Origin of the sequence: Corynebacterium sp. HMSC065D07 (assembly GCF_001810695.1) — a bacterium.
GTDB lineage: Bacteria > Actinomycetota > Actinomycetes > Mycobacteriales > Mycobacteriaceae > Corynebacterium > Corynebacterium hesseae.
Genome location: NZ_KV802476.1, coordinates 115,424 through 140,867, shown reverse-complemented (window position 1 = coordinate 140,867; position 25,444 = coordinate 115,424). Strand labels below are relative to the sequence as shown.

At 59.5% G+C, this 25,444-nt stretch carries 23 protein-coding genes, 1 tRNA gene and 2 CRISPR repeat arrays; of the genes, 7 read left to right on the top strand and 17 right to left on the bottom strand.

From position 1 onward, the window contains the following. Positions 1–37: 37 nt before the first annotated feature. Complete coding sequence (gene coaA, locus HMPREF2760_RS12210; protein WP_070523949.1) at positions 38–964, top strand: type I pantothenate kinase; 927 nt, start codon at positions 38–40, stop codon at positions 962–964. Between the two features lie 14 nt (positions 965–978). Here coaA and HMPREF2760_RS12205 read toward each other — a convergent pair whose 3' ends face one another. The 3 genes from HMPREF2760_RS12205 to mca are packed head-to-tail and all read right to left on the bottom strand — an operon-like array spanning position 979 to position 2,957. Next, positions 979–1,749, bottom strand: coding sequence for an isoprenyl transferase (locus tag HMPREF2760_RS12205; protein WP_070523948.1), 771 nt, complete (start codon positions 1,747–1,749; stop codon positions 979–981). 20 nt (positions 1,750–1,769) lie between these two features. Then, on the bottom strand, positions 1,770–2,063 hold the full coding sequence (locus HMPREF2760_RS12200) for a hypothetical protein (protein WP_070523946.1): 294 nt from the start codon (positions 2,061–2,063) through the stop codon (positions 1,770–1,772). Positions 2,064–2,066: 3 nt separating this feature from the next. Continuing rightward, positions 2,067–2,957, bottom strand: coding sequence for a mycothiol conjugate amidase Mca (mca, locus tag HMPREF2760_RS12195; protein ID WP_070524017.1), 891 nt, complete (start codon positions 2,955–2,957; stop codon positions 2,067–2,069). A 117-nt stretch (positions 2,958–3,074) separates the two neighbouring features. On the opposite strand from mca, the gene HMPREF2760_RS12190 reads away from it, so the two are divergent. The 3 genes from HMPREF2760_RS12190 to HMPREF2760_RS12180 all read left to right on the top strand — a co-directional run bounded on the left by HMPREF2760_RS12190 (position 3,075) and on the right by HMPREF2760_RS12180 (position 4,514). Next, positions 3,075–3,566 carry a DUF4307 domain-containing protein gene (locus HMPREF2760_RS12190; RefSeq protein ID WP_070523944.1) on the top strand — a complete coding sequence of 164 codons (492 nt, stop codon included), beginning with the start codon at positions 3,075–3,077 and terminating at the stop codon, positions 3,564–3,566. Positions 3,567–3,683: 117 nt separating this feature from the next. After that, positions 3,684–4,205 carry a transcription elongation factor GreA gene (greA, locus tag HMPREF2760_RS12185; RefSeq protein WP_010187368.1) on the top strand — a complete coding sequence of 174 codons (522 nt, stop codon included), beginning with the start codon at positions 3,684–3,686 and terminating at the stop codon, positions 4,203–4,205. Positions 4,206–4,253: 48 nt separating this feature from the next. Then, entirely contained in the window at positions 4,254–4,514 is a 261-nt protein-coding gene (locus HMPREF2760_RS12180) for a hypothetical protein (protein WP_070523942.1), read from the top strand. 80 nt (positions 4,515–4,594) lie between these two features. Here the strand turns inward: HMPREF2760_RS12180 and HMPREF2760_RS12175 are convergent, their stop codons facing one another. The 9 genes from HMPREF2760_RS12175 to HMPREF2760_RS12140 all read right to left on the bottom strand — a co-directional run bounded on the left by HMPREF2760_RS12175 (position 4,595) and on the right by HMPREF2760_RS12140 (position 13,703). After that, positions 4,595–6,100: a hypothetical protein gene (locus tag HMPREF2760_RS12175; protein ID WP_070597613.1), complete on the bottom strand. Its 1,506-nt coding sequence runs from the start codon at positions 6,098–6,100 to the stop codon at positions 4,595–4,597. 353 nt (positions 6,101–6,453) lie between these two features. After that, positions 6,454–6,705, bottom strand: a complete 252-nt coding sequence (locus HMPREF2760_RS12915) for a hypothetical protein (RefSeq protein WP_070683832.1) — start codon at positions 6,703–6,705, stop codon at positions 6,454–6,456. A gap of 1,269 nt (positions 6,706–7,974) precedes the next feature. Beyond that, a complete protein-coding gene (locus HMPREF2760_RS12170; protein ID WP_070597568.1) occupies positions 7,975–8,778 on the bottom strand; it encodes a Bax inhibitor-1/YccA family protein in 804 nt (267 codons plus the stop codon). A gap of 260 nt (positions 8,779–9,038) precedes the next feature. Further along, a tRNA-Leu gene (locus tag HMPREF2760_RS12165) sits at positions 9,039–9,115 on the bottom strand. 87 nt (positions 9,116–9,202) lie between these two features. Then, positions 9,203–10,156: a Ppx/GppA phosphatase family protein gene (locus HMPREF2760_RS12160; RefSeq protein ID WP_070597567.1), complete on the bottom strand. Its 954-nt coding sequence runs from the start codon at positions 10,154–10,156 to the stop codon at positions 9,203–9,205. A gap of 16 nt (positions 10,157–10,172) precedes the next feature. Then, the gene (locus tag HMPREF2760_RS12155) at positions 10,173–10,721 is read right to left on the bottom strand and encodes a DUF501 domain-containing protein (protein ID WP_070520905.1); all 549 of its coding nucleotides are present in this window, start codon (positions 10,719–10,721) and stop codon (positions 10,173–10,175) included. Positions 10,722–10,755: 34 nt separating this feature from the next. Continuing rightward, positions 10,756–11,259: a septum formation initiator family protein gene (locus HMPREF2760_RS12150; protein ID WP_070530555.1), complete on the bottom strand. Its 504-nt coding sequence runs from the start codon at positions 11,257–11,259 to the stop codon at positions 10,756–10,758. 231 nt (positions 11,260–11,490) lie between these two features. Continuing rightward, the gene (gene eno / locus HMPREF2760_RS12145; protein WP_070520900.1) at positions 11,491–12,768 is read right to left on the bottom strand and encodes a phosphopyruvate hydratase; all 1,278 of its coding nucleotides are present in this window, start codon (positions 12,766–12,768) and stop codon (positions 11,491–11,493) included. A gap of 143 nt (positions 12,769–12,911) precedes the next feature. Then, positions 12,912–13,703 carry a lysozyme family protein gene (locus HMPREF2760_RS12140; protein ID WP_070597565.1) on the bottom strand — a complete coding sequence of 264 codons (792 nt, stop codon included), beginning with the start codon at positions 13,701–13,703 and terminating at the stop codon, positions 12,912–12,914. Between the two features lie 239 nt (positions 13,704–13,942). Between HMPREF2760_RS12140 and HMPREF2760_RS12135 the strand changes: the two genes are divergently transcribed. Continuing rightward, positions 13,943–14,365 (top strand): hypothetical protein, encoded by a 423-nt coding sequence (locus HMPREF2760_RS12135; protein ID WP_070520896.1) that lies wholly within the window; start codon positions 13,943–13,945, stop codon positions 14,363–14,365. On the opposite strand, the gene HMPREF2760_RS12130 is transcribed toward HMPREF2760_RS12135, so the two are convergent. Continuing rightward, a complete protein-coding gene (locus HMPREF2760_RS12130; protein WP_070597563.1) occupies positions 14,362–14,976 on the bottom strand; it encodes a MazG nucleotide pyrophosphohydrolase domain-containing protein in 615 nt (204 codons plus the stop codon). The two genes, HMPREF2760_RS12135 and HMPREF2760_RS12130, sit on opposite strands and share 4 nt — an antisense overlap. A gap of 81 nt (positions 14,977–15,057) precedes the next feature. On the opposite strand from HMPREF2760_RS12130, the gene HMPREF2760_RS12125 reads away from it, so the two are divergent. Further along, entirely contained in the window at positions 15,058–16,545 is a 1,488-nt protein-coding gene (locus HMPREF2760_RS12125; protein ID WP_070597561.1) for an amino acid permease, read from the top strand. On the opposite strand, the gene HMPREF2760_RS12120 is transcribed toward HMPREF2760_RS12125, so the two are convergent. Genes HMPREF2760_RS12120 through HMPREF2760_RS12110 form a run of 3 tightly spaced genes read right to left on the bottom strand, consistent with a single transcriptional unit; the run spans position 16,542 to position 21,280 of the window. Next, the gene (locus HMPREF2760_RS12120; RefSeq protein ID WP_070597559.1) at positions 16,542–17,021 is read right to left on the bottom strand and encodes a hypothetical protein; all 480 of its coding nucleotides are present in this window, start codon (positions 17,019–17,021) and stop codon (positions 16,542–16,544) included. The genes HMPREF2760_RS12125 and HMPREF2760_RS12120 overlap by 4 nt on opposite strands. Beyond that, the gene (mfd, locus tag HMPREF2760_RS12115) at positions 17,021–20,659 is read right to left on the bottom strand and encodes a transcription-repair coupling factor (protein ID WP_070597557.1); all 3,639 of its coding nucleotides are present in this window, start codon (positions 20,657–20,659) and stop codon (positions 17,021–17,023) included. Before mfd ends, HMPREF2760_RS12120 begins: the two co-directional genes overlap by 1 nt. Before the next feature lie 12 nt (positions 20,660–20,671). Further along, the gene (locus HMPREF2760_RS12110) at positions 20,672–21,280 is read right to left on the bottom strand and encodes a TetR/AcrR family transcriptional regulator (RefSeq protein WP_070520882.1); all 609 of its coding nucleotides are present in this window, start codon (positions 21,278–21,280) and stop codon (positions 20,672–20,674) included. A 479-nt stretch (positions 21,281–21,759) separates the two neighbouring features. Between HMPREF2760_RS12110 and HMPREF2760_RS12100 the strand changes: the two genes are divergently transcribed. Further along, entirely contained in the window at positions 21,760–21,948 is a 189-nt protein-coding gene (locus HMPREF2760_RS12100) for a hypothetical protein (protein ID WP_070562534.1), read from the top strand. 462 nt (positions 21,949–22,410) lie between these two features. Here HMPREF2760_RS12100 and HMPREF2760_RS12095 read toward each other — a convergent pair whose 3' ends face one another. Next, the gene (locus tag HMPREF2760_RS12095) at positions 22,411–23,130 is read right to left on the bottom strand and encodes a trimeric intracellular cation channel family protein (protein ID WP_246816511.1); all 720 of its coding nucleotides are present in this window, start codon (positions 23,128–23,130) and stop codon (positions 22,411–22,413) included. A gap of 237 nt (positions 23,131–23,367) precedes the next feature. Further along, positions 23,368–23,581: direct repeats of the CRISPR family, unit length 29 nt; unit sequence CGAGCTATCCCCACGTGCGTGGGGCGTAC. Between the two features lie 63 nt (positions 23,582–23,644). After that, positions 23,645–25,443: direct repeats of the CRISPR family, unit length 28 nt; unit sequence GGCTCATCCCCGCTCACGCGGGGAGCAC. Position 25,444: the final 1 nt, after the last annotated feature.

The following is a 25,444-nucleotide window of genomic DNA, read 5'->3' as shown; positions in this document are numbered from 1 at the left end:
TGCCACAGGCGCCCAGCCGAGTGGAACAATAGTCGGCATGGCGCGAATGACCGATGCGAGCCCGTACCTCGATTTTGACCGCGATACGTGGCGTGCCCTGCGTAAATCCATGCCACAGGTGCTAACGGCGACCGAGGTGGAAAAACTTCGCGGCATCGGTGACCGCATCGACCTCACTGAAGTGGCTGAGGTCTATCTGCCCTTATCCCGTCTCATCCACATGCAGGTTGAGGCCCGCCAAAAACTCACCACCGCTACCGAGGCATTCTTAGGAAACCCACCCACGCACGTTCCTTTCGTCATCGGCGTTGCCGGCTCCGTCGCGGTGGGCAAGTCAACGACCGCGCGCTTGCTCCAAGTTCTTCTACAGCGCTGGGATTCCCACCCGAAGGTTGATCTGGTGACCACCGACGGGTTCCTCTACCCCACCGCGTACCTTAAAGAGCACGGGCTTATGCAGCGCAAGGGCTACCCGGAGTCTTATGACCGTCGCGCGCTCATGCGTTTTGTTACCGACGTTAAGTCCGGCAAGCCGCTGGTAACCGCACCGCTGTACTCGCATGTGTCCTATGACATTGTTCCTGGTGAGTTTCAGGAGGTTCGCCAGCCGGACATCCTCATTTTGGAAGGCCTCAACGTCTTACAAACCGGGCCGACCCTCATGGTTTCGGACCTGTTCGACTTCTCTGTTTACGTGGACGCCCGAGTCGACGACATCGAAAAGTGGTACATTGATCGCTTCCTCAAGCTCCGCCACACTGCCTTCCGCGAACCAGGGGCGCACTTCGCGTCCTTCGCGGACATGACGGACGAGGAGGCCTACGTGCAGGCCCGTGAAATCTGGCAGTCCATCAACCTGCCCAACCTCATCGAGAACATTTTGCCCACCCGGGTACGCGCCTCCCTGGTTCTGTGCAAGGGCTCGCACCACCTGGTTGACCGGGTGAGGATGCGTAAGCTCTAGCCCGATCGCCAGGGCTAGCGGCCGAAGCGGCGCGAGCGCTGCGAATAGTCACGCAAGGCGCGCAGGAAATCCACCCGGCGGAATGCGGGCCAATAGGTGTCCGTGAACCAGATCTCCGAGTAAGCGGCCTGCCACAGCAGAAAGCCGGACAGCCTCTGCTCGCCGGAGGTACGAATGACGAGATCGGGGTCAGGCAAGCCCTTGGTATAAAGGTTGCCCGTAATGGCCTCCGCCGTCACGTTGTCCGCAATTTCCTCAGCGCTCAACCCCTTACGGGCTTCGCCACGAATGAAACTCTGCACGGCGTCCACAATTTCCTGGCGCCCACCATAACCGACCGCGATGTTAACGATGACGCCCTGATGATCCTCCGTGGCCTCAGCCGCGCTCTGCATCTTGGCCGTGACCTGTTCAGGGAGCAGATCTAGGTGCCCAACGAGCCGGATCTGGCAATCCAAGTCCCCTTGGGAGAGGTGCGTGACGACATCCGAGATGATGTCGAAGAGCAGCTGCACCTCCTGCTCGCTGCGCTTCAGGTTCTCCGTCGAGAGCAGGTAGATAGTGACAACCTCGATGTCGGTGCCTTGGCACCAAGAGATCATCTCGCTGATCTTCCGCGCGCCCTGCCGATGGCCGTGGCTGATATCCGTAAATCCAGCCTCGCGCGCCCAGCGGCGGTTGCCATCAGCCATGATTGCCACGTGGCGTGGTTGCGGCTTGTTCTTGATTTCACGTGTCAGACGCGCTTCGTACAGGGGGTACAGGAGCTGGCTTAGGAACTTCACGGTGGGAATCGTCCTCTACCTTAAAAGATGGACTTCTTGCTGTTATCGAGGATGCCGGCTTCCTTCATTGCCGAATCGATCGCCTCATCATTGAACGGATCGATGCCGTGATCCTGCGCAAACATGGTTCGACGACGGAAGCGCGAATAGCGGCGGTGAAAATTCCAGCCTGCAAAAAGGACAGCAACACCCATCAGGGCGAGGATGAGCAGACCAATAGGCGAAGCCTTACCAAACTCCGGTCCAACCGGCCCGCTTTGGCTTCCTTGGGCGAGCAGGGCGACGTCGTGCGCTGCGAGGTAGAAAGCGTTCATGCTTTAAGACTCCCCTACTTCTGGAATTCCCGCAAATAAATCATCTTCCGGCAGTGCAGTAGAAACGCGAGTTTTGGCCAACTCGAATTCCTCCGTGGGCCAGTGCTCCTGCTGTACGGACACGGGCGTGGCTAGGAAGGCACCGGCTGGATCAATTTGGGTTGCGTGCGCACGGAGCGCATCCTCACGATTCTGGAAGTAATCCGCGCATTCGACCTGTGTGGTTACCCGCGCCATGATGTCTCCGAACGTCGTATCCCAGCGCGCCAACATCGGCTCATATGGACTGATCTTGCCTTCCTCCAGAAGAAGATCATGGAAGATCTTCATCCTTTGGTATACGAAGCCATGCGTGTAGTACAGCTTCTGCGGCTCCCACGGCTCACCCAATTCTGGGTGGTATGCCGCGTCACCCGCGTTTTCCCACGCCAGCATGGACGCGCGGTACACCATGAGGTGATCCGGGTGTGGATAGCCGCCGTTCTCGTCGTAGGTAATAATGACGTGGGGCCGGAACTCACGGATGATTTCAACCAGCTCTTGGGCTACGTCATCATCTTCCTTAAGCGCAAAGCAGCCCTCAGGTAGTAAGTCCTTGATATTGGGCGCGAGCGGGTTACCAGGAAGGCCCGAATCAATGTGCCCAAGCCAGCGGTGTTGCACGCCCAAGGCGGCGGCTGCTTTCGCCATTTCCTCACGGCGAATGCTGCCCATGTTCTCAAGGACACCGGGGCGATCCATGGCCGGGTTGATAATATCTCCCCTCTCGCCACCGGTGCAGGTCACGACGAGGACTTCCGCCCCCTCCGCGGCATATTTTGCGGTCGTCGCAGCACCCTTCGAGGACTCATCGTCAGGGTGCGCGTGGATAGCCAAAAGGCGCTTCGTGCTCACTGGGTGATACATCTCCCTACATCGTCCCTACTTCGCCTCATTAATACAGAGGCATTAAACAGAGGCCTAGTCTAGTGGATAGTTTCTTCGCGGCGACTGTTGGATAGAATCAGACTCATGTCTGACGCCCAACCTGCTTCTCAACCCGCACGCTCGCAGTCCCGCTACGGTTCTTCCTCTCAGTCCACTCGCACAAAAGGCTCATGGACCAACCGGGCGCTGGTGCTGGTATTCCTGGCTATGCTGATTGCGGCCATTGTCTACGGCGTTCAGTATTTCCGCAGCCAGCAAAAGGTCAACGCAGATATCTCCTACGTCACCCACGAGATCCTGTCTGATGACACAGCGCGCGTGTGGGTAGACATCACCCGCAACCGCGTGGAAGAACCTGCATACTGCATTGTCCAGGCCTTCGACTACTCCAAGGCTGAGGTGGGGCGCCGCGAGGTCGCCGTGCCTGCTGGCGGTGAGTCCGCTCAACGCATCGCGGTGGATATCCCCACCAACCACAGAGCCGTCGCCGGTGGCGCCTACGGTTGCTCCGGAAGCATCCCGTCCTATTTGGACACCAGCACGATGGATACAGCGGGTGAGGCTACCGGCGAGTAAAAGCCCAGCTGTGCTAGTATGTTGAGCGTTCTGAATGGGCCGCGCCACCTGCGCTTTCTGGCCCATCCAATGAGAAATAGACCCGTTCATTAGGAACCGTAAACGGAAGGTTGCACTATGGCTGAGCAGCAGAAGCAGTACATTACCCCGGAAACCAAGGCCAAGCTCGAGGCCGAGCTGCAGGCCCTCATCGACCACCGCCCGGTCGTCGCCGCGGAGATTAATGAGCGCCGTGAGGAAGGTGACCTCAAGGAGAACGCGGGTTACGACGCAGCCCGTGAGATGCAGGACCAGGAAGAGGCCCGCATCAAGCAGATCTCCGAGGTTCTGGCGAACTCCACCACCGAGCGCACCGCCGTCCAGGAGGGTGTTGCCCACATCGGTTCCGTTGTGCACGTGTACTACAACGGCGACGAGGAGGACCGCGAGACCTTCCTCATCGGTACCCGCGCCGCTGCTTCCGATAACAAGGACTTGGAGACCTACTCCGAGCAGTCCCCGCTGGGCGCTGCACTCCTGGGTGCTGCTGAGGGCGAGACCCGCGAGTACACGGCGCCGAATGGCAAGACCTTGTCGGTCACCGTGGTCTCTGCGGCGCCTTATGATTCCGCAAAGGCCGCAACTCCGCGCAAGTCCTAATTTATACTGCTCTTAGGTCATCGTTTTTCCGAGAAAGAGTTTTAACCCATGAAGAAGTTCACTCGTTTCGCTGCCGCTGGTTTGGTTTTTTCCGCTGGTCTCACCCTTGCTGCCTGCCACCCTCCGAACCAACAGGATTCCTCTGAGAAGGTTGACACCGGCGCTTCCTTTGCCGGTGAGGCTCCCGGCGCAGGTGCAGCCGCCCCCTCCGAGGCTGCGGCTGAGTCCGAAGCAGCCACTGAGTCCGAGGCCGTTGCTGCAACCGAGGTTGCTCCGGCTGAATACACCACTGCTCCGGTTCAGCAGTAGGTTCAACGGCAACTGGTAATGAAGCGGCGTCCCGATAGTTGGGGCGCCGCTTTTAGCTTTCTGGGGTCCGCCGTCTTTTTCTACTTTGCCTCCCGGACCCAATCCCCGATAACCCCTGGCAGTACTGCGGGTGCTTCGCCGAGCAGATCACGGCGGTTGGGGTCGCGTTCTACTTGAGTCGTGACGGACTTGACCCGCCTTTCGCCTTCGCCGCCGCGTGCCATGCCACCCATCATGGGCATCATGCGCATCCCCGCACCGCGGGCACTGCCGACTCCCTGCCTCGCACTACTCGCTCCGCCCGGGGCTCCCAGGACACCACCAGCGCCACCAGCGTTGCCGACGCCCCCGGTACCTCCTGTACCGATGGCACCGCCTCCGACGAGGCTGCCTCCGCTTAGCGACGTCCGCCCTTCCCTCTGTTGTCCAGTTCCTGTTACGGCCCCAGGAAGGCCTCCTAATACCGGATGCGTTCCGGTCTGCGGCCCACCGAATGAAGCGCCCGCGCCTCCGAACCCCGCTGCGTTTGTCGTTGGATTCGCCGACATTTCCGGCAAGCGACCGCTGTGGCCTGCCACGCCTCCGGGAAGCTTGTTCCCACGGCCATCAGCAAGACCAATGGCTCCCAATCCCTGGCCTACAGCGCCGCTGCCTAGACCTCCGAGCCCGTTTACACCAGATGGCATGTTTGCCGCGCCGCTGGTAGTTGCCAACGATCCTGGCGCTCCTCCCCGAACGGGATCAAGGGCGCTCAAGCCTGCGTTGGCAGCCGAGGTATTCACCTCACTTGCATTGATCGGCGCTAATGCGTCTCCGAAACCAAGCTCGCTGAGGATGCTGCGCCCACGATTGTGTAGCTCGTTATGAAAGCGTGCGATATCGTCAGCCCCCATCCCCACGCTTTCCAGACCTTGGATGTGGCCGTCCGCAACGCCAAAGGAGCCTGGGCCCATGGTGCCGTTTTCTATCGCTTCGGCTATTGGCTTCGGCCATGTGACTCCATCGGTGTTGTAGCGATTTCCGTCGCCCATGACTGCCCCGAAATGCGTACTGGTGTCTCCGCCGCCGCTGGGCGGCGCTGCGTCCATAAGCGCATGCTGATACGGCATAGCGGAAATCACTTGCTGTTGAAGGACGCCCTGCATATAGACCAAGGCCGCTTGCTCAGCGGCTTGACGCGTAGCAGGCTCTGGGATTGCCGCCACCTCAAAGGCCAAGGCGATGGCTTCCGGCTGTACATTCATCAGCTGCGCTTGGAAGCCGAACAGCTTCTGCTGCATGACGCTCGCATTGGCAATGAAGTGTGTACCCGCCTGCGCAACTTCACGAATCTTCTGCGCTGCGCGTGTGGTGGCTTCACTGTCGTTCTCAGCTTCCAAAGACGCGGCCGAGTTTTCAAGACCCGCAACGATTTCTGCGACTTCCCCACTCAATGCGCCCCACCGCGCATTCGCTTCCGACACATCCCAGAAGCGCGTGCTAAACAAGTTCGATGCTAAGCCCATGATGGAAGCACCGGTGTCCACGATCGGGATGGTGAACCCAAACGGGCTGTATCCCGGGTCTGGTTGCGACACGATCGGCATCGATACCGCCCCGCCTCCCCCACCAGCGTCAGCGACATCCAACCCCCGACTCGTAAGCTCATCCTGCGATTCGAAGCTTGCCAGCTCCGTCTTAAGTGCCTCCCCAAGCCAAGAAACCTGCCCCCTAAAACCCTCTAAAGAATTCCGCGCCGACCCCGGATCCGTTGCCAGCACACGCTGGTGTATTGTGCCGACCTCACTTAGGCCGGTGATGGTGGAGAATCCTCCATCAAGTGGACTGTGCGCCCTTTGTCCAGCTAATGATATATTCCGGCCCAAATTATGAATTGCGTCGACCTGTTGCTTTAGATTCCCTATATTAACAATCATCGTTTACCCCGAGCCCCACCGATTTAAATGACGGACCCAATTACCCTTTCAACGTTTTTGCAGTTATCGACTATCGAAATAGCATCAGAAAAATTGGTCCAGGAAACTGAGAGTGTCCCCTGTACAGTCTCCACATATCCGGTACAAGTCACATTGGATACAAGGGTTTCTTCAACAAGGTAAATGGATTCCCCCTTTTCCCCTTTTACCTCGATCCCCATGGGAAACGCAGAGCGAATCTCGGTGAGATTGTAGTCTCTCGATTCAATGCTCACACTAGCGCTACTTCCATCAATGTCCTCAGCCTCAAATTGGCAAGACCGATATCCAGTCTCACGTCTGACTGAACCAGCGAAAGCTAATCCTCTCCCTTCAAATGCAGTGACAGCGCTCGCGCTACACGGATCAAACACCTGGAATCCAGGCACTGTCCGGTCAAATTCACCTAGCGGTGGAAGTACCCCACCGCCTGCACGAGACTGCTCACTTTGATCTTGAGACTCTCGCGCCGTCGTGGCGGTGGCATCAGCGACCCCCGAGTCCACTGAGCCACCGCCGGCTTTCATGTCAGGAGAATTGCGAAAGTCCCCCGCGTTACTACCATCGCCACGAACACTGAGGCCGAGCGGTAATGCGCAGTTTGACAGCACCCCGATACAAACCGCCATCATCACAAGACCCCCGATTCGCTTCATGGTGTCCCTTCAACTAACTTTCCTGACCGTTAGAAGCCCCTCCCTTGAGCTTTAAGCTCCGAGCGACTTCTGCGACCAGAATGCACGAGAAAGAACAAGAAGTCGCGCCGGTGCCAAATTAGTCATTTTCTATATGAACATTTATTGTAACTATTCGCTCACACTAATAGAACTATCCGTTAATAATAGCTGGTCGTAGCCTGTATGGAGCTTGGATACCCGCCGTGAGCTACATGTGTCTTGGCTGCCGATTATAACCAATTGGGGGTACCCGAATTACAACACTGTCAATTTTTGGGGTGTCGTTTTTCCTCAATTGAGCAGCGATCTTGCCCGCTTTGCCCCACGCCCCTTAGAGCATCGCATCCTTGGGAACATGAAAAACCCAATTCTGTCGGCATGGTCGCGTAAAGCTCAGGGCTAGGCACGGAAACAGGTGCTTGCCGATGCAGTTGCCTTCATTTCCAGCGGACGGCTCACGGAGCCTGTTAACAGCAAGACAAAGACTCACCCACCCAAGAAATCGAACATTTCGCCCACAAGAACCGAACAGGACCTCAGATTTGCAACCATAGCTACCCCCGCAGTCATCCACGTCACCCGCCTTGAGGTACTCGCCACCTATACCGTAATTGGTACACAAATAGATATTTGCGAAGGGAAATCCTGTTCTAACTGTTGCAATCTGCATTAGCTCGCGACAGTCAATGCCAAGATCCCGCCCGCACCTAACGGGCGCTATACCCTTGCTCCAAAAGAGATGCGCCACGCACACAAAGAAACCGACGGCCAGCAACCACAAAGCTTATGGTGCCAGCCGCCGGTTTCGCAGAAGCGGTATGAGACTAATTAGTCCCTGAAGTAGCTCAGCAGACGAAGAATCTCCGTGTACAGCCAGACCAAGGTCACGGCCAAACCAAGAGCGATACCCCAGGCATATTGCGCCGGAGCCCCCTGGCGAATCAGGCGGTCTGCCTGGTCGAAGTCTGTCATAAAGGACAAGGACGCCAGAACAATGCAGACGAGGGAGAAGATGATGGAAAGCATGCCACCATCACGTAGCGGATTAAAGCCAAAGAAAATAGCGCCCAGCATGTTACCCAGAGCCAACACTGCCACGCCGGCGATGAGGCCGAACATGATCTTGTTGAACTTCGGGGTGACTTTGACGGCACCGGTCTTGTAGACCATCAGCATGCCGATAAAGACACCTACGGTACCCATGATTGCCTGGCCGATAAGTGCCATGCCATCGGAATTGCCGAAGGATACGCCGGCAAACATGAGGGAGAATCCGCCCACAAAGAGGCCTTCAAACACGGCATAGATCAACGTGACGGCTGCAGAACCAAACTTCTTGCCAAACGTTGAGACAAGAACAGTAATGAAACCGCCGAGCGCACCGACCAGGGTAAGAATCATCGCGATGCCTGGGTTAATCAACTCACCAACAGCAAAGTTGAGCACGGCCATGACAATGATGACGCCAAGAGTAATGCCAGTCTTGGTCACGACATCATCAACAGTCAGCGGCCGATCGGCGCTGCGATTCTCCTGAATAAATGGATTGTCGCTCTGACCGTAGGGATTTCCACCCTGGGTCTGACTTTGGCTGGACGAGAGGGAACTCATGACGGGGTTGCTAGAACGCACGCGAATCCCGATTCCTTTCACAGTCTTTCTCTAAAAAGCGGCCCCTATGGCCGCCTTATTTGTCGTTTCATCAAGATCAACGCTCCCCACTGCTAGGAAGTTCCCAAAAATCTCAAAATTCGCAAAATTGTCCACGTGTAACAGGAATGCGTCGACAAGCACTGCGCTTGCCGGCGCCCCTGTTGCCGCAAACTATGAAGAGGAGCGCTGGGAAGCGTTCGCTTCCTTCGCCCCGTTAAATTCAGCGTTTCCGCTGGTCATGGTGCCCCCAGTGGGACTCGAACCCACACTGAATCGATTTTAAGTCGACTGCCTCTGCCGATTGGGCTATGGGGGCCAAACCGTGCCCACTCATCTTAGGGCACGGGTAGGCATAGACTGAAAATAGGGTCGGCTTCTGCGCAACTCTTTTGGTTTGAGCTCGCTAGCTGGCGGCGAGGCCGCTAATGATGCCGTCGAGGATGTCCTTCTCGCTGATGAAGAAGGAACGGGCTTCACTGTTGCGCTCAATCATCGTCATGATGCCCTCGATGGCCACGCATCCACCACCGATGACATCTGCGCGCCCAGGGTGGATGACGGGGTTGAGAGCGCGCACATCCGAAGGCAATCCAATCATCTGTCGGGTAAGCACCCGCAGCGCATCGAAGCGAAGCTCGGAACCGTGGATGGAGTCGGCATCGTAGCGCTCCATCCCCTGGGCAAGCGCCGAAAGAGTCGTAAACGTACCGGCACAGCCAACGAAGGTTAGGGCTTTGTCGATAGGAACGATCTTCTCCACTTCGGCCATGCGCTCAGCAACATAGTCGCTAGCAATCTCAATCTCGGCCTCCGTGGGAGGATCGGTGCGCATGATGCGCTCGGTAAGCCGCACGCACCCCATCTGAGCAGAGTGCGAGCCGAGGATCTCGCCGTCGATTGTCCCCACGACGAACTCTGTCGAACCACCGCCCAAATCGATGACGCAATACGGGCCCTCCTCAGAGTGCAGGTCCCCCACCGCACCGGTAAAGGACAGCAGTGCCTCTTCCTCACCGGAAATAACCTCCGCGCGAGCCCCCGGCTGGATTTCACCAAGAAGCTCTTCGGTCATGTTGAAGAACTCGCGGTGGTTCTTTGCATCACGAGTGGCCGAGGTGGCGACCATGCGCACGCGCTCGACCTTTTCAAACTTCATTTGTTTGACGTAGCCTTCGAGCGCTACGCGAGTCCGCGCAAGAGCTTCAGGATCAAACTCACCGGTAGCATCGACGCCCTGGCCAAGGCGAACGATCTCCATCGTGCGGGTGATGTCCCGGATCTTGCCATCCTCCTGAATCTCGCTGATGAGCAGGCGAATGGAGTTGGTTCCGCAGTCGACAGCAGCGACGCGAGTCATAGGGCTAGCCTTTCTTTTAACCGGCGTTAGAAAAATCGAACTGGGTCATGTCGATGCCCAGGTCCCCCACGGTGGGCCAATCCTCAGGGATGGCGCTTCCCCGGAGTTTACCGTGCTCCGCAGCCATCGCGACGGCCTCGGTACCAAAGCGCACGCGGCCCGGCCCCTCAGCTAAGGCATAAGCGATGAGAACGTGGAGGCACTTCACGCGCTCTGGCATGCCGCCACCTGAAAACTCAGTGCCCAGGTCTTCCATGGCGTTACGGGTTTCCAGGTAGTGTTCGTGCGCTGCCTGGTAATCCTGCTGCAGGTCCTCTTCTTGGGCGAGGCGCTGCTCCATCCACTTCATGACATGGGCGACCTCAAGGCGCGATGCTTCGGCAGTCAGGCGCGGGTCGGTGAGGTAGTAAAGGGTGGGAAACGGGGTGCCGTCGGGAAGCTTGGGTGCGGTTTTAATCACCGCTGGGGCTCCGTCCGGGGTGCGGTAAGCAATGTCCACGACGCCGCGCGGGGCGCGACCCAACTGTTCGCGGACGACTTCAAGGTCAGCATCGGTCACGGTCATAGGAACCATTGTGACATGGAGATATGGATGAGTCCTATTCAGCAGGTGTTTCCGGTAGGTTTTCCGCATCTTCCGATACTGAATCCCACAGCACCGTGTACCACTCGCGGTCGTCGGCATCCTCACGACGCTCTGAGGTCACCGTGTCACCAGAGTCCATGCGCGGATCCATGATGCGAAAGGCCATCTCGCCTTCATCCATGACACCGAAGCGGCGGCGCGCCTCCTCCTTGACGTATTCCTCGGATCGATACTTGTCAATCTCCGTGAGGAGGTCATCCTTCTGTGCCTGCTTGGCGACGATTGAGCTTTCCAGCCGCGCAATCTCCGATTGGCCGTGGTAGTAATTTCGCAGCGGAACGGCAATGGATAGCAGTACTACGAGAACTACAGCGATGATCACACCGATCCCGAGGATGTCTAGCCCCTTGGCCTGCACCGGTGCTTTCTTCCGTTTAGCTCGCTGCTCATCGCGGGCACGCGTGCGAACCGGAACGGTGTTCCGGCGTTTCGTGCGGGGAGAAGTAGTGCGTGCCATCGGAAAGCCATTGTATCCCGGACCGGCCCAGGTGCTGTGCGGCGCGCGACGTGTCCCAGAAATAACATGCGCCTCAGAAGTTTTGGGCTGGGCCTGTTCGGGGCCGGACAACAGGAAAGGTGCCACGATCAAAACGACTAAAAGGTGCCACAGTTTCTGTGGCACCTTTTGTTTCACCAGTAGTTCAGCGAGTGGTCTGTGCAGACCACTGCTGGAAACCGGAGTTAATTCCTAGCCCTGGAAGCGCGGGAATGCGGAGCGGCCGGCATAAACTGCGGCGTCACCCAGTTCCTGCTCAATGCGCAGCAGCTGGTTGTATTTGGCAACGCGCTCAGAGCGGGCCGGAGCACCGGTCTTGATCTGGCCGCAGTTCAGAGCAACGGCGAGATCAGCAATGGTGGTGTCCTCGGTCTCACCGGAGCGGTGGGACATCATGGTGCGGTAGCCATTGCGGTGTGCCAGCTCAACGGCGTCGAAGGTCTCAGTCAGGGTACCGATCTGGTTAACCTTCACCAGCAGAGCGTTGGCGGCCTTCTTCTCAATGCCTTCCTTCAGGCGAGCCGGGTTGGTGACGAAGAAGTCATCGCCGACAATCTGCACCTTGTCACCGATAGCTGCGGTGAGCTTGGTGTAGCCCTCCCAGTCATCTTCCTGCAGCGGGTCCTCGATGGACACGATCGGGTAGTTGGCGATGAGGTCCTCGTAGACCTTGGCCATCTCCTCAGCGGTGTGCTCGCCGCCCTCGAAGTGATACTTGCCGTCCTTGTAGAACTCGGAGGATGCAACGTCGAGGGCCAGGGCAACATCCTTGCCCGGCTTAAAGCCGGCCTTCTCGATGGCCTCAACGATGAGGTCCAGAGCTGCCTTGGTGGACTCAGCCTCCGGAGCGAATCCGCCCTCGTCACCCAGGCCGGTGGACAGGCCCTTGGACTTAATAACGGCCTTCAGTGCGTGGTAGACCTGTGCACCCATGCGCAGAGCCTCGCTGAAGGACTCGGCGCCAATCGGGGCGATCATGAACTCCTGAACGTCAACACCGGAGTCAGCGTGGGCACCACCGTTGACGATGTTCATCATCGGAACGGGCAGGACATGAGCGTTCGGGCCGCCAATGTAGCGGTAGAGCGGAAGACCAGCAGACTCGGCAGCGGCCTTGGCGGCTGCGATGGACACGCCCAGGATGGCGTTGGCGCCGAGGCGGGACTTGTTATCCGTGCCGTCCAGCTTGATCAGGGCCTGGTCGATGAGACGCTGGTCATCGGCCTCGAAGCCGGCAAGTTCATCAGCAATCTCTTCGTTGACGTTCTCAACAGCCTTCAGAACGCCCTTGCCCAAGTAGCGGTCACCACCGTCACGCAACTCGTGAGCCTCGTGAACACCGGTGGAAGCGCCAGACGGAACGCCGGCGACACCGCGTGCACCATCGTCGAGGAATACTTCAGCCTCAACGGTGGGGTTGCCGCGGGAATCAAGAATTTCGCGTGCCATTACGTGGATGATGTCAGCCATGCTGCTTTCACTCCTATAGAGCCAAATTGATCTTGGGTTCGTGTTCTGGGAGGGGCTCCCAAACCACCTGGGGACAATTGTTCCAGAAAACTTCGGAACGTGTCGGGCGGAAACGGACAACGTGACATAGATCTAGAAAGAGGCTAGGACACGGCAGGCTGTTCAATGGCGTAGGAATTTGCGGCTGCTGCGACTTTGCGCAGGTAGTCCTCAGATTGGTTGTAGTTGAGGACGGCCGAACGCCATCCCTCTGGCGTGGAAAGATCCCTATCTCCGTGACACAGCAGTGCGGCAGCACCCAACGCGGCATCGTCGATTTGATTGGGATCAGCAACGCCATCGCCGTTGGCATCTCGACCTAGATGTTCCCACGAAGAAGCGATGAATTGCATGGGGCCAACCGCCCGATCAAACTCGGCATCGCCATCAATGGCGCCGCCATCGCTATCAGGAACCAAAGTGGTGTTGTTAGTTCCGTCGAGAGGAATGCCCACGATGGGCGGGTCGGGATAACCATTCTCATCGAGGGATGAACGGTCGAAGAGGCTTCCGTTATAGGTCCCGTGACGAGTTTCTACCCAGCCGATACCGGCGAGGGTATTCCAGCGCAGATTACAGTTCGGCCAGGATTGCCGCGCGATCAACTCGGCGTTGCCGTAGGCCCGCAATGCCTGGGCGGGGATACTGGTGGCGTCGGCAAGCTGGTCGGACCACCACGTCAGCTTGTCCGCCGTGCGCCCCAGCCCGTCGACATCAATAGCGGGCACCTCTGCCCCGCCCACGGGTGGAAGTTCCTCTGGGACGGGGGAAAGCTGCCGGAACGGGGATGGCTTATCCAGGAAGGAAAGACTCCAGGCCACCAAGGAAATGATCAGAATGATGGCCAAGACAATGCCGAGGCCACAGCCCCCGATCCTCCTAAGCCCCTGCGTCATAAAGGTGAATACTACAGCCCGTTGCAGGAAGGGGGTCGAGCGACACAGAGGGCGCCACGAGGCGACCGTATAGGCAAGACCTACGACAATCGCGGAACAAAAGTTATGTCCAAATGTTCCCATGCGTAACATTCTGCGCTACACTGCAGCGTTGAACAGAGAGCCGAGGCCCTGCTGGTGCTCCACGTTCTATCACTGTCCGTTCTAGAAACGTGTCTTTCTCTTAGCCAAGGAGTTCCATGTCCATCCGTCGTATCCTCGCTACTGCTTCCGCCGTTGTCGCCCTCGGCGCAATCACCCCCGCCACCGCTTCTGCCGCTTCCCTGACTGAGCTGGGCGGCTTCCTCTCCCAGGGCATCCAGTCCGCTGATTGCAACACCCTGCGCAGCACCCTGACGCTGATTGATCAGAGCACCGAGGGCGAGCTGCTTACTCCGAACACCACCCGCAACCAGCTGTCCAAGAACCTCACCGCACTGGGAAACTCTGAGGAACTCGGCCCGCTGGCCTTGGCCGCCGTAAAGTACTCCGGCCAGACCGCCGACCGCGCCCTCGAGTGCAAGATCGTCAAGGAAGACACTCTCGCTACCGGTGGCACCGGCCTATCCTCCACGATCGCTGACTACGCTCCCTTGCTGTCCTCGATGATCCAGAAGGGTTAGTTCTTTTCGCGGGCCTTACCCTCGGCCCACAGGCGCTCCTGCTCCTCTACCCCCACGACGTCCTCCGTGCCGTCGAAAAGGTAGGGCGCGCGGGAGCGCATTTTGTTGACGAAAGACATCGCGACATCGTCGAGAGTAAAAGCCCCACGGCGTGCCGCGATCTCGGCGTGAAAGAGGACCTGCAAGAAGATATCGCCCAATTCCTTAAGCAACTCGGAATCAGTGGCACGCTCCCGCACCGCCTGGGCGAATTCCGCCGACTCTTCTTCTAGATACGGCAGCAAGGTCTCGTGGGTTTGATCGCGCTCCCACTCCCCGATGCGCCGCGCACGCGACATCACCTCACGTGCCTTCCACATCGGTTCCTCAAGGGAGGGGGCGAGGATGAGGTCCGCATCAGCGTCGATAAGCGCACGCACCTGCGGGTGTGATGGATCTGTGCTCACCACAACACCATGGCCTTCCGGATCCTCACCGCACAACAGTGAATCAAAGTCCCAGCGCACCTTCACCGGAACTTCATCAGTGAAAACAACAGGGCCCTGCAGTTTCCCAACGGCCTCCATAGGGATTAACGTGGGCCAGCGCGGATCTAACAACAGGACAGTCATAAGCAACGAGTATAGGTCCCCAGTTCTTTGAACTTTCGCTGCAGTTGCGCAAACGCCCGCCTAAAGGGGTATTTTTAACCAATGACCACTTCCAATCTCACCGAATCGCCGCGCACGCACTCTGTGACGTTGTGGACGCTCATCGCGCTCATCATCGGTTCCACGGTGGGCGCCGGAATCTTCTCTCTTCCGCAGAACATCGCCTCCGTGGCCGGCCCTGGCGCCATGCTCATCGGCTGGCTCATCGCAGGCGTCGGCATGCTCTCTGTCGCCTTCGTTTTCCAGATTCTTGCCCACCGCAAGCCACACCTCGACTCCGGTGTGTACTCCTACGTCCGCGCCGGCTTAGGTGACTTTATTGGCTTTACGTCCGGCTGGGGCTACTGGCTCGGTTCCGTCATGGCGCAGGTGGGCTACGCCACCTTGTTCTTCAACACCATTGGCCACTACGTGCCTTTCTTTGACGCCGACCACCGCTGGGTCTCCGCCATCGCCGTATCGGTGTTGTCCTGGGGAATCTTTGCTGTGCTGGCGCGCGGTATTAAGCAGGCGGCGATCATGAACATGGTCACCTCCGTGGCCAAGATCGTCCCCATCCTCGCCTTCATCGTCATCCTCGCTTTCGTAGGCTTTAGCTGCGACAAATTCACTCTTGATTTCTGGGGTGAGGCCTCCGATAAGTCCCTCTTCGAGCAGATTCAGGGCATCATGCTCTTTACCGTGTGGGTCTTCATCGGCGTGGAGGGCGCATCCGTGTACTCCAAGCAGGCGCGCACGCGTGCCGACGTCGGCCGCGCCACCGTCATCGGCTTCATCAGCGTTCTGGCGTTGCTGGTATCCGTGTCCACGCTGAGCTTCGGCGTGCTTACCCAGGAGGAGCTCGCAGCGCTGCCGGATAACTCGATGGCGTCCGTGCTCACCGCGGCCGTAGGCGAATGGGGCGGCGCTCTCATTTCCCTCGGCCTGTGTCTCTCCGTGCTCGGCGCCTACGTGTCCTGGCAGATGCTGTGCGCGGAGCCGATTGTCCTGATGGCTGTCGATGGTCTTCTCCCCCGCAAGATCGGCACCGTGAACATCGCCGGTGCGCCGTGGGTAGCGCAGCTGATTTCTACGCTGACGATTCAGCTCTTCGTTATCGTCTTCTTCCTCAATGAAACCTCTTATAACGCGATGGTGCAGCTGGCCACCATCATGTACCTGCTGCCTTACATCTTCTCTTCCCTTTACCTGGTCCTCTTGGCCGTGCGCGGCAAGGGGCTGACTCACCCGCATGCCGGGGTGCGCTTCGATATTTCAGGTCCGGAGGTGAGCCGCCGAGAGAATCGCCGTCACCTCTGCATCGGCCTCGTCGCCTTCATCTATTCCCTGTGGCTCATCTATGCCGCCGACCCGGTTTATGTTCTTCTCGGCGCGCTGGCCGTGGTCCCCAGCATGATTCCTTATGTGGCCACCCGCCTGTACAAGAAGGAACGCGTGTTCAACACCTTCGAATGGTTCGTGGTAGCGCTGGTAGTTATCGGCGCGGTTGCCGCGGTGTGGGGCTTGAGCACGGGCCGCCTAGCGCTCTAGAAAACCTGGGGCGCCGAGCGGCGCGATAGCACCGCATAGGCGATGCAGCTTGCTATCCACAACACGTGGCCGATAGCGCTGATGACGAGGAAGATGCCTCCAGTGATCGAGGCCGCTTCCTCGTTGCCAAACCACCACGTCGGAACAGTGGCTGGTCCGACGTCCCCAAAATCCGGCACGTTGGCATTGCCCACGATAAAGCCAATGAACACTAAAGCCAGCGACACCCACGCCCATGCCAGCTTGCTTGTGTAATCACCGCGGATGAACAGCGGGAGTAAACCAAGCAGCACCCAGATGCCAACCAGGATTACTCCGAACATCATCAGCATGAAGGTGAGCCAGCCACCGTTCTCACCGCTGAACTTGATCACCAGTGAGACGGGGATGCTGAGCAGCGAGGCGGCCATCCACACCGCCACTAGAACGATTCTGGGATTGGACCGAGAAATTCCGGCGGCGGTGCTGGCGTCCATTATTTTTCTCCTACGCTAATGACATTCTTCTTAGTCTTAGCACCGCTGACGTCGACGCGCTCGAGTTCGAACATCGAGGCCAAGAAGTCCGCCACCCACTGGAGGAGTTCGATGTCACGCAACTTGGGGTCCGTGACGTTGCGTCCGGCCTTGGGGAAGTTGAGCTGGATGGCCTTGGCCGCTGCACGGTAGTTGGAGCCTGGGAAGAGGCGCTTGAGGCGTACCTGCTTGGAATCCGCCAGCTCCACCGGATGGACCTTGATGCGCGTGCCCTGCACCGTGATATCGCTGACCCCGGCCCGGCGGGCCTGGTGGCGCAGGCGAGCCACGGCGAGCAGGCGCTCGACCGGCTCCGGAATGGGCCCGTAGCGGTCCTGCATTTCCTCCACCACATGTGCCAGGTCCGCGTTGTCCTTGGAGGCCGCCAGCTTGCGGTAGACCTCCAAACGCAAGCGCTCGGAGTTGATATAGGACTCCGGAATATGGGCATCCACCGGAAGATCGATGCGGATTTCCTTCGGTCCTTCGTCCGTGACCACGGGGGTCTCACCACGCGCGAGCGCCTTGAAGGTCTCCACTGCCTCACCGACAAGACGCACGTAGAGGTCAAAGCCCACACCGGCGATGTGGCCCGATTGCTCGGCGCCCAGCACGTTGCCGGCGCCGCGCATCTCAAGGTCCTTCATGGCCACGGCCATACCGGCGCCCAGATCGTTGTTTTGGGCGATGGTGGCCAGGCGGTCATAGGAGGTTTCCGTCAGCGTGGCGCCCTTCGGGTACAGGAAGTAGGCATAGCCGCGCTCGCGGGAGCGGCCCACGCGCCCGCGCAACTGGTGCAGCTGGGACAGGCCCATGTGGTGGGCGTTCTCCACGATGAGGGTATTCGCGTTCGCAATATCCAGGCCGGTTTCCACGATGGTGGTACACACCAGGACGTCGAATTCGCGGTCCCAGAATCCTTGGACGGTGCGCTCAAGGACGTCCTCGTTCATCTGGCCGTGTGCCACGACGATACGCGCTTCTGGGACCAGGTCCCGCAGCTCGCGGGCCTTCTTTTCGATATCCGCAACCTTGTTGTGGATGAAGAAGACTTGGCCGTCGCGCAGCAACTCGCGGCGGATGGCCGCGGCCACCTGCTTATCCTCATACGCGCCCACATAGGTCAGGACCGGGTGGCGGTCCTCCGGCGGGGTCAGGATGGTAGACATCTCGCGGATGCCCGCCATGGACATCTCCAAGGTGCGCGGAATCGGCGTCGCGGACATGGTGAGCACGTCCACGCTGGCTTTGAGCGCCTTGATGTGCTCCTTGTGCTCGACACCAAAACGTTGCTCCTCATCCACCACGATGAGGCCCAAGTTCTTCCACTGCACACCGGTCTGCAGCAGGCGGTGGGTACCGATGACGATGTCCACGGAACCATCCGCCAAACCAGCCAGAATCTCCTTGGATTCCTTGGCCGAGGTAAAGCGCGAAAGCACCTCGATATCCACCGGGAAGCCCTGCATGCGCTCGCGGAAAGTATCGGTGTGCTGCTGGGCCAGCAAAGTGGTGGGCACGAGGACCGCGACCTGCTTGCCGTCCTGCACGGCCTTGAAGGCTGCGCGCACCGCAACCTCGGTCTTGCCATAGCCCACATCGCCGACGACCACGCGGTCCATCGGCACCGTGGATTCCATATCCTGCTTGACGGCGTCGATGGCCAGCATTTGGTCCTCGGTCTCGACGAAGGGGAAATTATCCTCCATCTCCGCCTGCCACGGCGTATCAGGGCCAAATTGGTGACCGGGTGCGGCCTGGCGCTTGGCATAGAGTTCCACCAGCTCACCGGCGATCTCGCGCACCGCGGCGCGCGCCTTCTTCTTGGTGTTCTTCCAGTCCGAGCCACCCATCTTGGACAACGTCGGCGTCTCACCGCCGGTGTATTTGCTCAGCAAATCCAGCGAATCCATGGGGACCCACAGCTGGTCAGCCGGCTGACCGCGCTTGGAGGCGGCATACTCCAACACGATGTATTCGCGGCGCGAAGTCTCGTCACCGGATTGAACGGTGCGCTCGGCCATCTTGAGGAACTTGCCGATGCCATGAGTCTCATGCACCACGTAGTCCCCCTGCTTGAGTGCGAGGGGATCCACGCGGTTACGGCGCTTTGCTGGGCGACGCTTCGCCCCCGCAATATCGCCCACACGGTTACCCGTCAGATCGGTTTCCGTGATGACCACCAGCGGCAGCGCCTCAGCGTCCTTGAGCTTGCGTACCTTCGGGAACACCAGACCAGCATGGGACAAGGCCTGGTAGAGCGTGACCTCGCCGGGACTCGGCTCCCAGCCAGGTGTGGCCACCTTCGTGGGGATACCCTTCTCCGCAAAGCGCTCCACCATGCGCTTGATAGCGCCTTGCGCAGGGGCAATGAAGGCGGCACGCCCGCCGGCCGTCGTGTGCGCCAGAAGCTGCGCCATCATGGCATCAATCTCTGGAATATCACCGCGCGGAGTTGGTCCGGGTTCAAAGTCCAGCGGCAGAGTCTCCGATTCAGCCGCCGCAAACATTCCCGGCGGGGCGAAAGTCCACAACGGGGCTTCGATATTCCGGCACGTCGCCTCCAACGACTCATAGGAGCGATAACTCGACGCCGAGGTATCCAAGCCCTCAGCAGCCAACGGGCCATCCGCACCCATTGCGGCGGCCTCCCAGCCAGCCGCCAAGAACTCCGCATCGGTGGATTCCAGGTCAGCAATTCGCGTGCGGATCTTTTCCGGTGCCACGAGCAGCACGTGCGTGCCCGGGGCAAGCAGTTCGGGGAGGGTGACAAAGGGGGCGTCGGCAAGCACGGCCAGCACGGCTTCCATACCTTCGGCCGGGATGTGCTCCCCTACCTTGGTCAGAAGCTCCGCCAGCGCTGCGTTGCCCCCAAACTTCTGCGCCAGCTCGCGGGCGCGCGCGGCGACCTCATTGGTGATCGGCAGCTCGCGGGCGGGATAGATGGCGACCTCTCCCACCTCGATCTCGGGGATGGCGCGCTGGTCAGCCACGGAGAACTGACGGATATCCGTAATCTCATCGCCCCAGAACTCCACGCGCACCGGGTAATCCGAGGTTGTCGGGAAGACATCAAGAATGCCGCCGCGCGTGGCGTACTCACCGCGCTTGGCCACCATGTCCACGTGCTTGTAAGCACGAAACTCTAGCTCCGACAGGATATGCGCGAGCTCGTGCTCGTCCTCTTCCTTCAGGAAAATGGGCGCGCGGCCCTCCACCTTGCTCAGGATGGGCTGGCAGTACCCGCGGGCGGAGGTCACCACGACCTGGGCTTTGCCCGCTCCCACGAGGTCGAGCACACGCGCGCGCTTGCCGACGATATCCGCGGCCGGCGACAACCGCTCATGCGGAAGCGTCTCCCATGCCGGGAAGTAAGCGACCTTATCCCCCAGCATGGCTGTCAGCTCCGCGGTAAGGTCCTCCGCCTCGCGCCCGGAGGCGGTCACCACCAGCACCGGTGCGTGGTGCGCCAAGGTACCGATGGCCCAGGGGCGGGCCTGGTCGATGCCAGTAATGTGCAATGAGGCTTCCCCCGCTTGGGAGGCGAGGCCTTTAAGTTTCGGATCTGAGGCGGCTACTTTTAAAAGCCCGCCCAGCATCGGCGTTGCCACCTACTTGGCTCCCTTCAACTTCGGTGCTGCTTCCATGCCGGAAAGACCATTCCAGCACAGATTAACGATGTGCGCGGCAACTGTCTCACGCGAAGGCTCACGCTCATCCAGCCACCACTGGGCTGTGGTGGCCACCATGCCGACGAGCGCCTGGCCGTAAAGCACCGCCAGCTCTGGGTCGAGCCCGCGGTGTTCAAAGGCCTCACCGAGGATGTGCGCGATCTGATTAACTGCTGCATTCAACAACGTGGAGAAACTACGCTCATCCCCTGGCTTGGAATCGCGCACGAGGATCAAGAAACCATCGGTTTCCTCTTCCACATAAGTCAGCAGCGCGACGACCCCCTGCTCGATGCGCTCGCGCCAAGAACCCGTCTGTAGCGATTCCGTCACGACCTTCTCCAAGGCGACAAGCTCGCGATCAATGACGACGGCGTAGAGGCCTTCCTTGCCGCCGAAATGCTCGTAGACCACTGGCTTAGACACACCGGCGCGTGCCGCAATGTCCTCCACGCTGGCGCCATCGAAACCGCGCTCTGCGAAGGCCGCACGGCCAATGGAGATCAACTGCTCACGGCGCTCACGCCCGGTCATCCTTTGTCGAACCATGTCTTCTACTGTATCTCCCTCACCGGACATGGCCCGCACCAGCTAAAAGTAAGCCGCAAGCAACGGGAACGCGAGTCTTGGCCACCTGTTTAGGTCTGATACGCACCCGTCGGGTAACATGTCCCCCAGCGCTCATAATGTGGGCGCGTTTCCCCATGGTGTAATCGGCAACACTACGGTTTTTGGTACCGTCATTCTAGGTTCGAGTCCTGGTGGGGAAGCAAAATAATGCACCGTTCTACCTGTATTGACACAGGAGAGCGGTGTTTCGTTTTGACTTTGACGGCAGTAAGAAGACTCGCTAGCGAGGCCCTAGCGAGACTCTTTCCGCGGGCATCATCACACAGGGGTATACGGATGTGACAGCAGAGAAAACGGCAGTTGCGTCCGGCTGCTCACTACAGCTCCAATCCCGCCTATTCCTCTCATTTATTGTGTAACTCAGGCAGACGAACCATAGAAAAGGTACGGTCTGAGTCATGACGATGTTCCACTCCACGGTGCGCGGGATGGACAAGATCACCTTCAGCCACTCGGGTCAGGTAGACAAGGCCCTGTCGGTCGCCCGTCGCAGCACTCAGACCCGACAGACCCGCGTATTCAACCAAATTGGGGGCAGGATCAGCCGCCAAATCAACCGGCAATCCCAGGGATCGACGGGCAATTAATTGAATATGGCCCCATTATCGGCCATACGTACGCCGGCCCCATTCCTCCACCCCACATCATCAATGGTTGCGAGAAAATTCAGCCAGGGCTTGGCGAGCGAATTCTGGACGACGCCCACGAAGACACAATTGCGGATCGGCTGAACACTCAGAAGGCGTTCGATCACGCCCTTTGGGAGGCCAAGGCTGGCTTTCGCGTCGCCGCGTTCATTACATTCGCTTCCATTGCCGGCATTTTCTGCTGTTTGCTCTTTCTGGAGCCACCGGAGTCTTTCGTCGGCGCTACGATCCTTGGCTTAGCATCCCTTACTCCTCTCGTGAGGACTTTCCTCAACCGAAACCAACAAAAGCCTGCGGCTAACGAACTTGCTGTAAATCCCGAGGAAAATAAACAGGTCTAATCAAAACCAAGAAATCAGCAACCAATAGGAGCTGTAGATAGGCCGAGGTCCGGCCGAGAACCTATTTACGTTTTCTACGGCCTCGCCGAAAGCCCCTAATTTCAGCTTTCCGTGCAATCGATGCCACCTGCGCCGCGGTGTAGTTCAAGGGAGCAATGCCAGCGCGCGGAAGCACCCATCCGCGCCAATACGCCATAACTGCTAGGCCAAAGCCCACGAAGGGCGAGATGACCATGCCGAGGGCAAACTTGTCAAAGTGCCCGAAGGATGCCATCACGATTCCTGTAAGCACCGCCGGCACGGCATAGAGTGGGCTGCCGCCAAAGACCGAGGGAATCTGGCCGGAAGCAACATCGCGTACCATTCCGCCACCCACTGCGGTCAAAACGCCCAAGAATACGCAGGCGATGAACGGCATTCCATGGGTCAGCGCCTTCACGCATCCAGTCGTGCACCATACGCCCAAGATGACAGCATCCGCGTGCTCGAGGAAGATTTCCCAGGCCTTGCCCTTCAGGTCCGTCAAGAAAGCAATGAGCGCGCCCACACACGCCAGCGTGAGATACAGCGGATCAGAGATAGCCGCAGCCGGACCGCTGGCGATCAGCATGTCACGGATCATGCCGCCAGCCAGCGCCGAAAAGAGCGCCAGAAAGACGAAGCCAATAATGTCGAATTCCCTACGGCGTGCAATCGTGCCACCGATAATGCCGTTGAGTACCACACCGATGAGATCAAAGACCTGGTACAGGGAATGGATGAGCGGGTCGACGTCCTGAATCACAGATACTGACCCTAGCGTACTGCGAAAGGAGAAGACCTAGTTTTCTCATGAAAAGAAAAACTACGAAATTAGGACAGTGTTGAAACTCCAGCGAAGAAAAGCGCGAAATTCTGCAACGGAGTGCACGCCATATCGAAAACAACAACGACTGGGAAACTCGCTCGACTCCACGTTGGACACAACGCTTCCAACGGTCTATACAAACTCATACCTGTTTACGTGGTGAGCGCTACCTAGGTTATCCCCACATGCGTGGGGCATACATGTTGCTTGACCCGAAGTCAGTGACCCGAGACGAGCTATCCCCACGTGCGTGGGGCGTACTTGACGACCTGTCACGCGCTTGGGTGTCCTCGCGAGCTATCCCCACGTGCGTGGGGCGTACACCGCAAACCTTAAAGAACTAGAGGCCTTTTGCGAGCTATCCCCACGTGCGTGGGGCGTACTCTCCGACAACTGCACGGACGCCGTCCCGACAGTAGATCCGACTATAGCAAACTGTAGTCGTCCTAGCGCTTCCGCGGTCAGGTGGGGAGCACTTAGCGAGTGGTGTGAGGGCGCGGGCCTAGTTGGGCTCATCCCCGCACACGCGGGGAGCACCGCAAATGTAGTAACCCCTACGTGCTGCGCAGCGGCTCATCCCCGCTCACGCGGGGAGCACCTGCTACATCAACGCCGCCGTGCAGTTCTTCGCGGCTCATCCCCGCTCACGCGGGGAGCACATTGTCTCCGCGTGGAATGGCCTTGTGGAAGGCGGCTCATCCCCGCTCACGCGGGGAGCACTATTGGTGGCGCGCCGAATGCTCTGGACTTTGCGGCTCATCCCCGCTCACGCGGGGAGCACGGAAGATCGGCTCTTACGGGGGCGGCGAGTTTGGGCTCATCCCCGCTCACCCGGGGAGCACGATCGACCTGTGGCCTGAGGCCGAGGATGAAGAGGGCTCATCCCCGCTCACGCGGGGAGCACAGCCTTCTTGGCGCGCTCGATAGTCCAGGTGGAGGCTCATCCCCGCTCACGCGGGGAGCACTACGAAGCCCTCAACACTGTTTCGCCCGTCATCGGCTCATCCCCGCTCACGCGGGGAGCACTCGTCGATGTCGATGACGTTGAAGCGGGTGCCGGGCTCATCCCCGCTCACGCGGGGAGCACACGAAAATACGGCCCTTCTTGCCCTCGCCGCCGGGCTCATCCCCGCTCACGCGGGGAGCACACCTTGGAACGCTGCAACCCGAGTAGCTCACCCGGCTCATCCCCGCTCACGCGGGGAGCACGGTGTAGCCATGACGGCGGGCACTGGTGGACTGGGCTCATCCCCGCTCACGCGGGGAGCACACATCTGCAAGACTCTTACCCCTACCACCGGCGGGCTCATCCCCGCTCACGCGGGGAGCACTGGTCGCAGATGGAATCGAGGGGCTGGTAGGAGGGCTCATCCCCGCTCACGCGGGGAGCACCATGAGCCGGTCCTCGGGGATAGCGCGCAGGCCGGCTCATCCCCGCTCACGCGGGGAGCACGTCTTTCTTGGCGATTCCGCGTACAGCCCACCCGGCTCATCCCCGCTCACGCGGGGAGCACCTGCTTGTCGGCACGCAGGCATACGACCTGCTCGGCTCATCCCCGCTCACGCGGGGAGCACTGCTTATGCCCAGGCGTATCTGGAGGCTAATGGGGCTCATCCCCGCTCACGCGGGGAGCACGAGCCATTAGCCGTCCGCATGTAGGGAACCCACGGCTCATCCCCGCTCACGCGGGGAGCACGGCAGCGCATCCCAGTTCCCAGGGAGTGTCTTGGGCTCATCCCCGCTCACGCGGGGAGCACCCAACCGTGTCAATGAAGCGGCCCGCCCCGTCCTGGCTCATCCCCGCTCACGCGGGGAGCACGTAGAACCGGCGGAGCAGCGGAAGATGGCGGTGGGCTCATCCCCGCTCACGCGGGGAGCACGCCCGAGTATGGGCGTTGACTTGCTCTACTGCGGGCTCATCCCCGCTCACGCGGGGAGCACCTCTCCCATCTCACGACTGCTCCCCTGCTGTGGGGCTCATCCCCGCTCACGCGGGGAGCACGTCTCCGGGGGCGGAAGTAGCGGTAAAGCCGTGGGCTCATCCCCGCTCACGCGGGGAGCACTTACAACCTTGAAGTCGTTGGTGGTGTGGTGGGGGCTCATCCCCGCTCACGCGGGGAGCACACGTCGAATACGTCCTCAAACGACACTGGATAGGGCTCATCCCCGCTCACGCGGGGAGCACAGTGGCGTGCCATTAGCGCTTACCTCCTTGTGGGGCTCATCCCCGCTCACGCGGGGAGCACG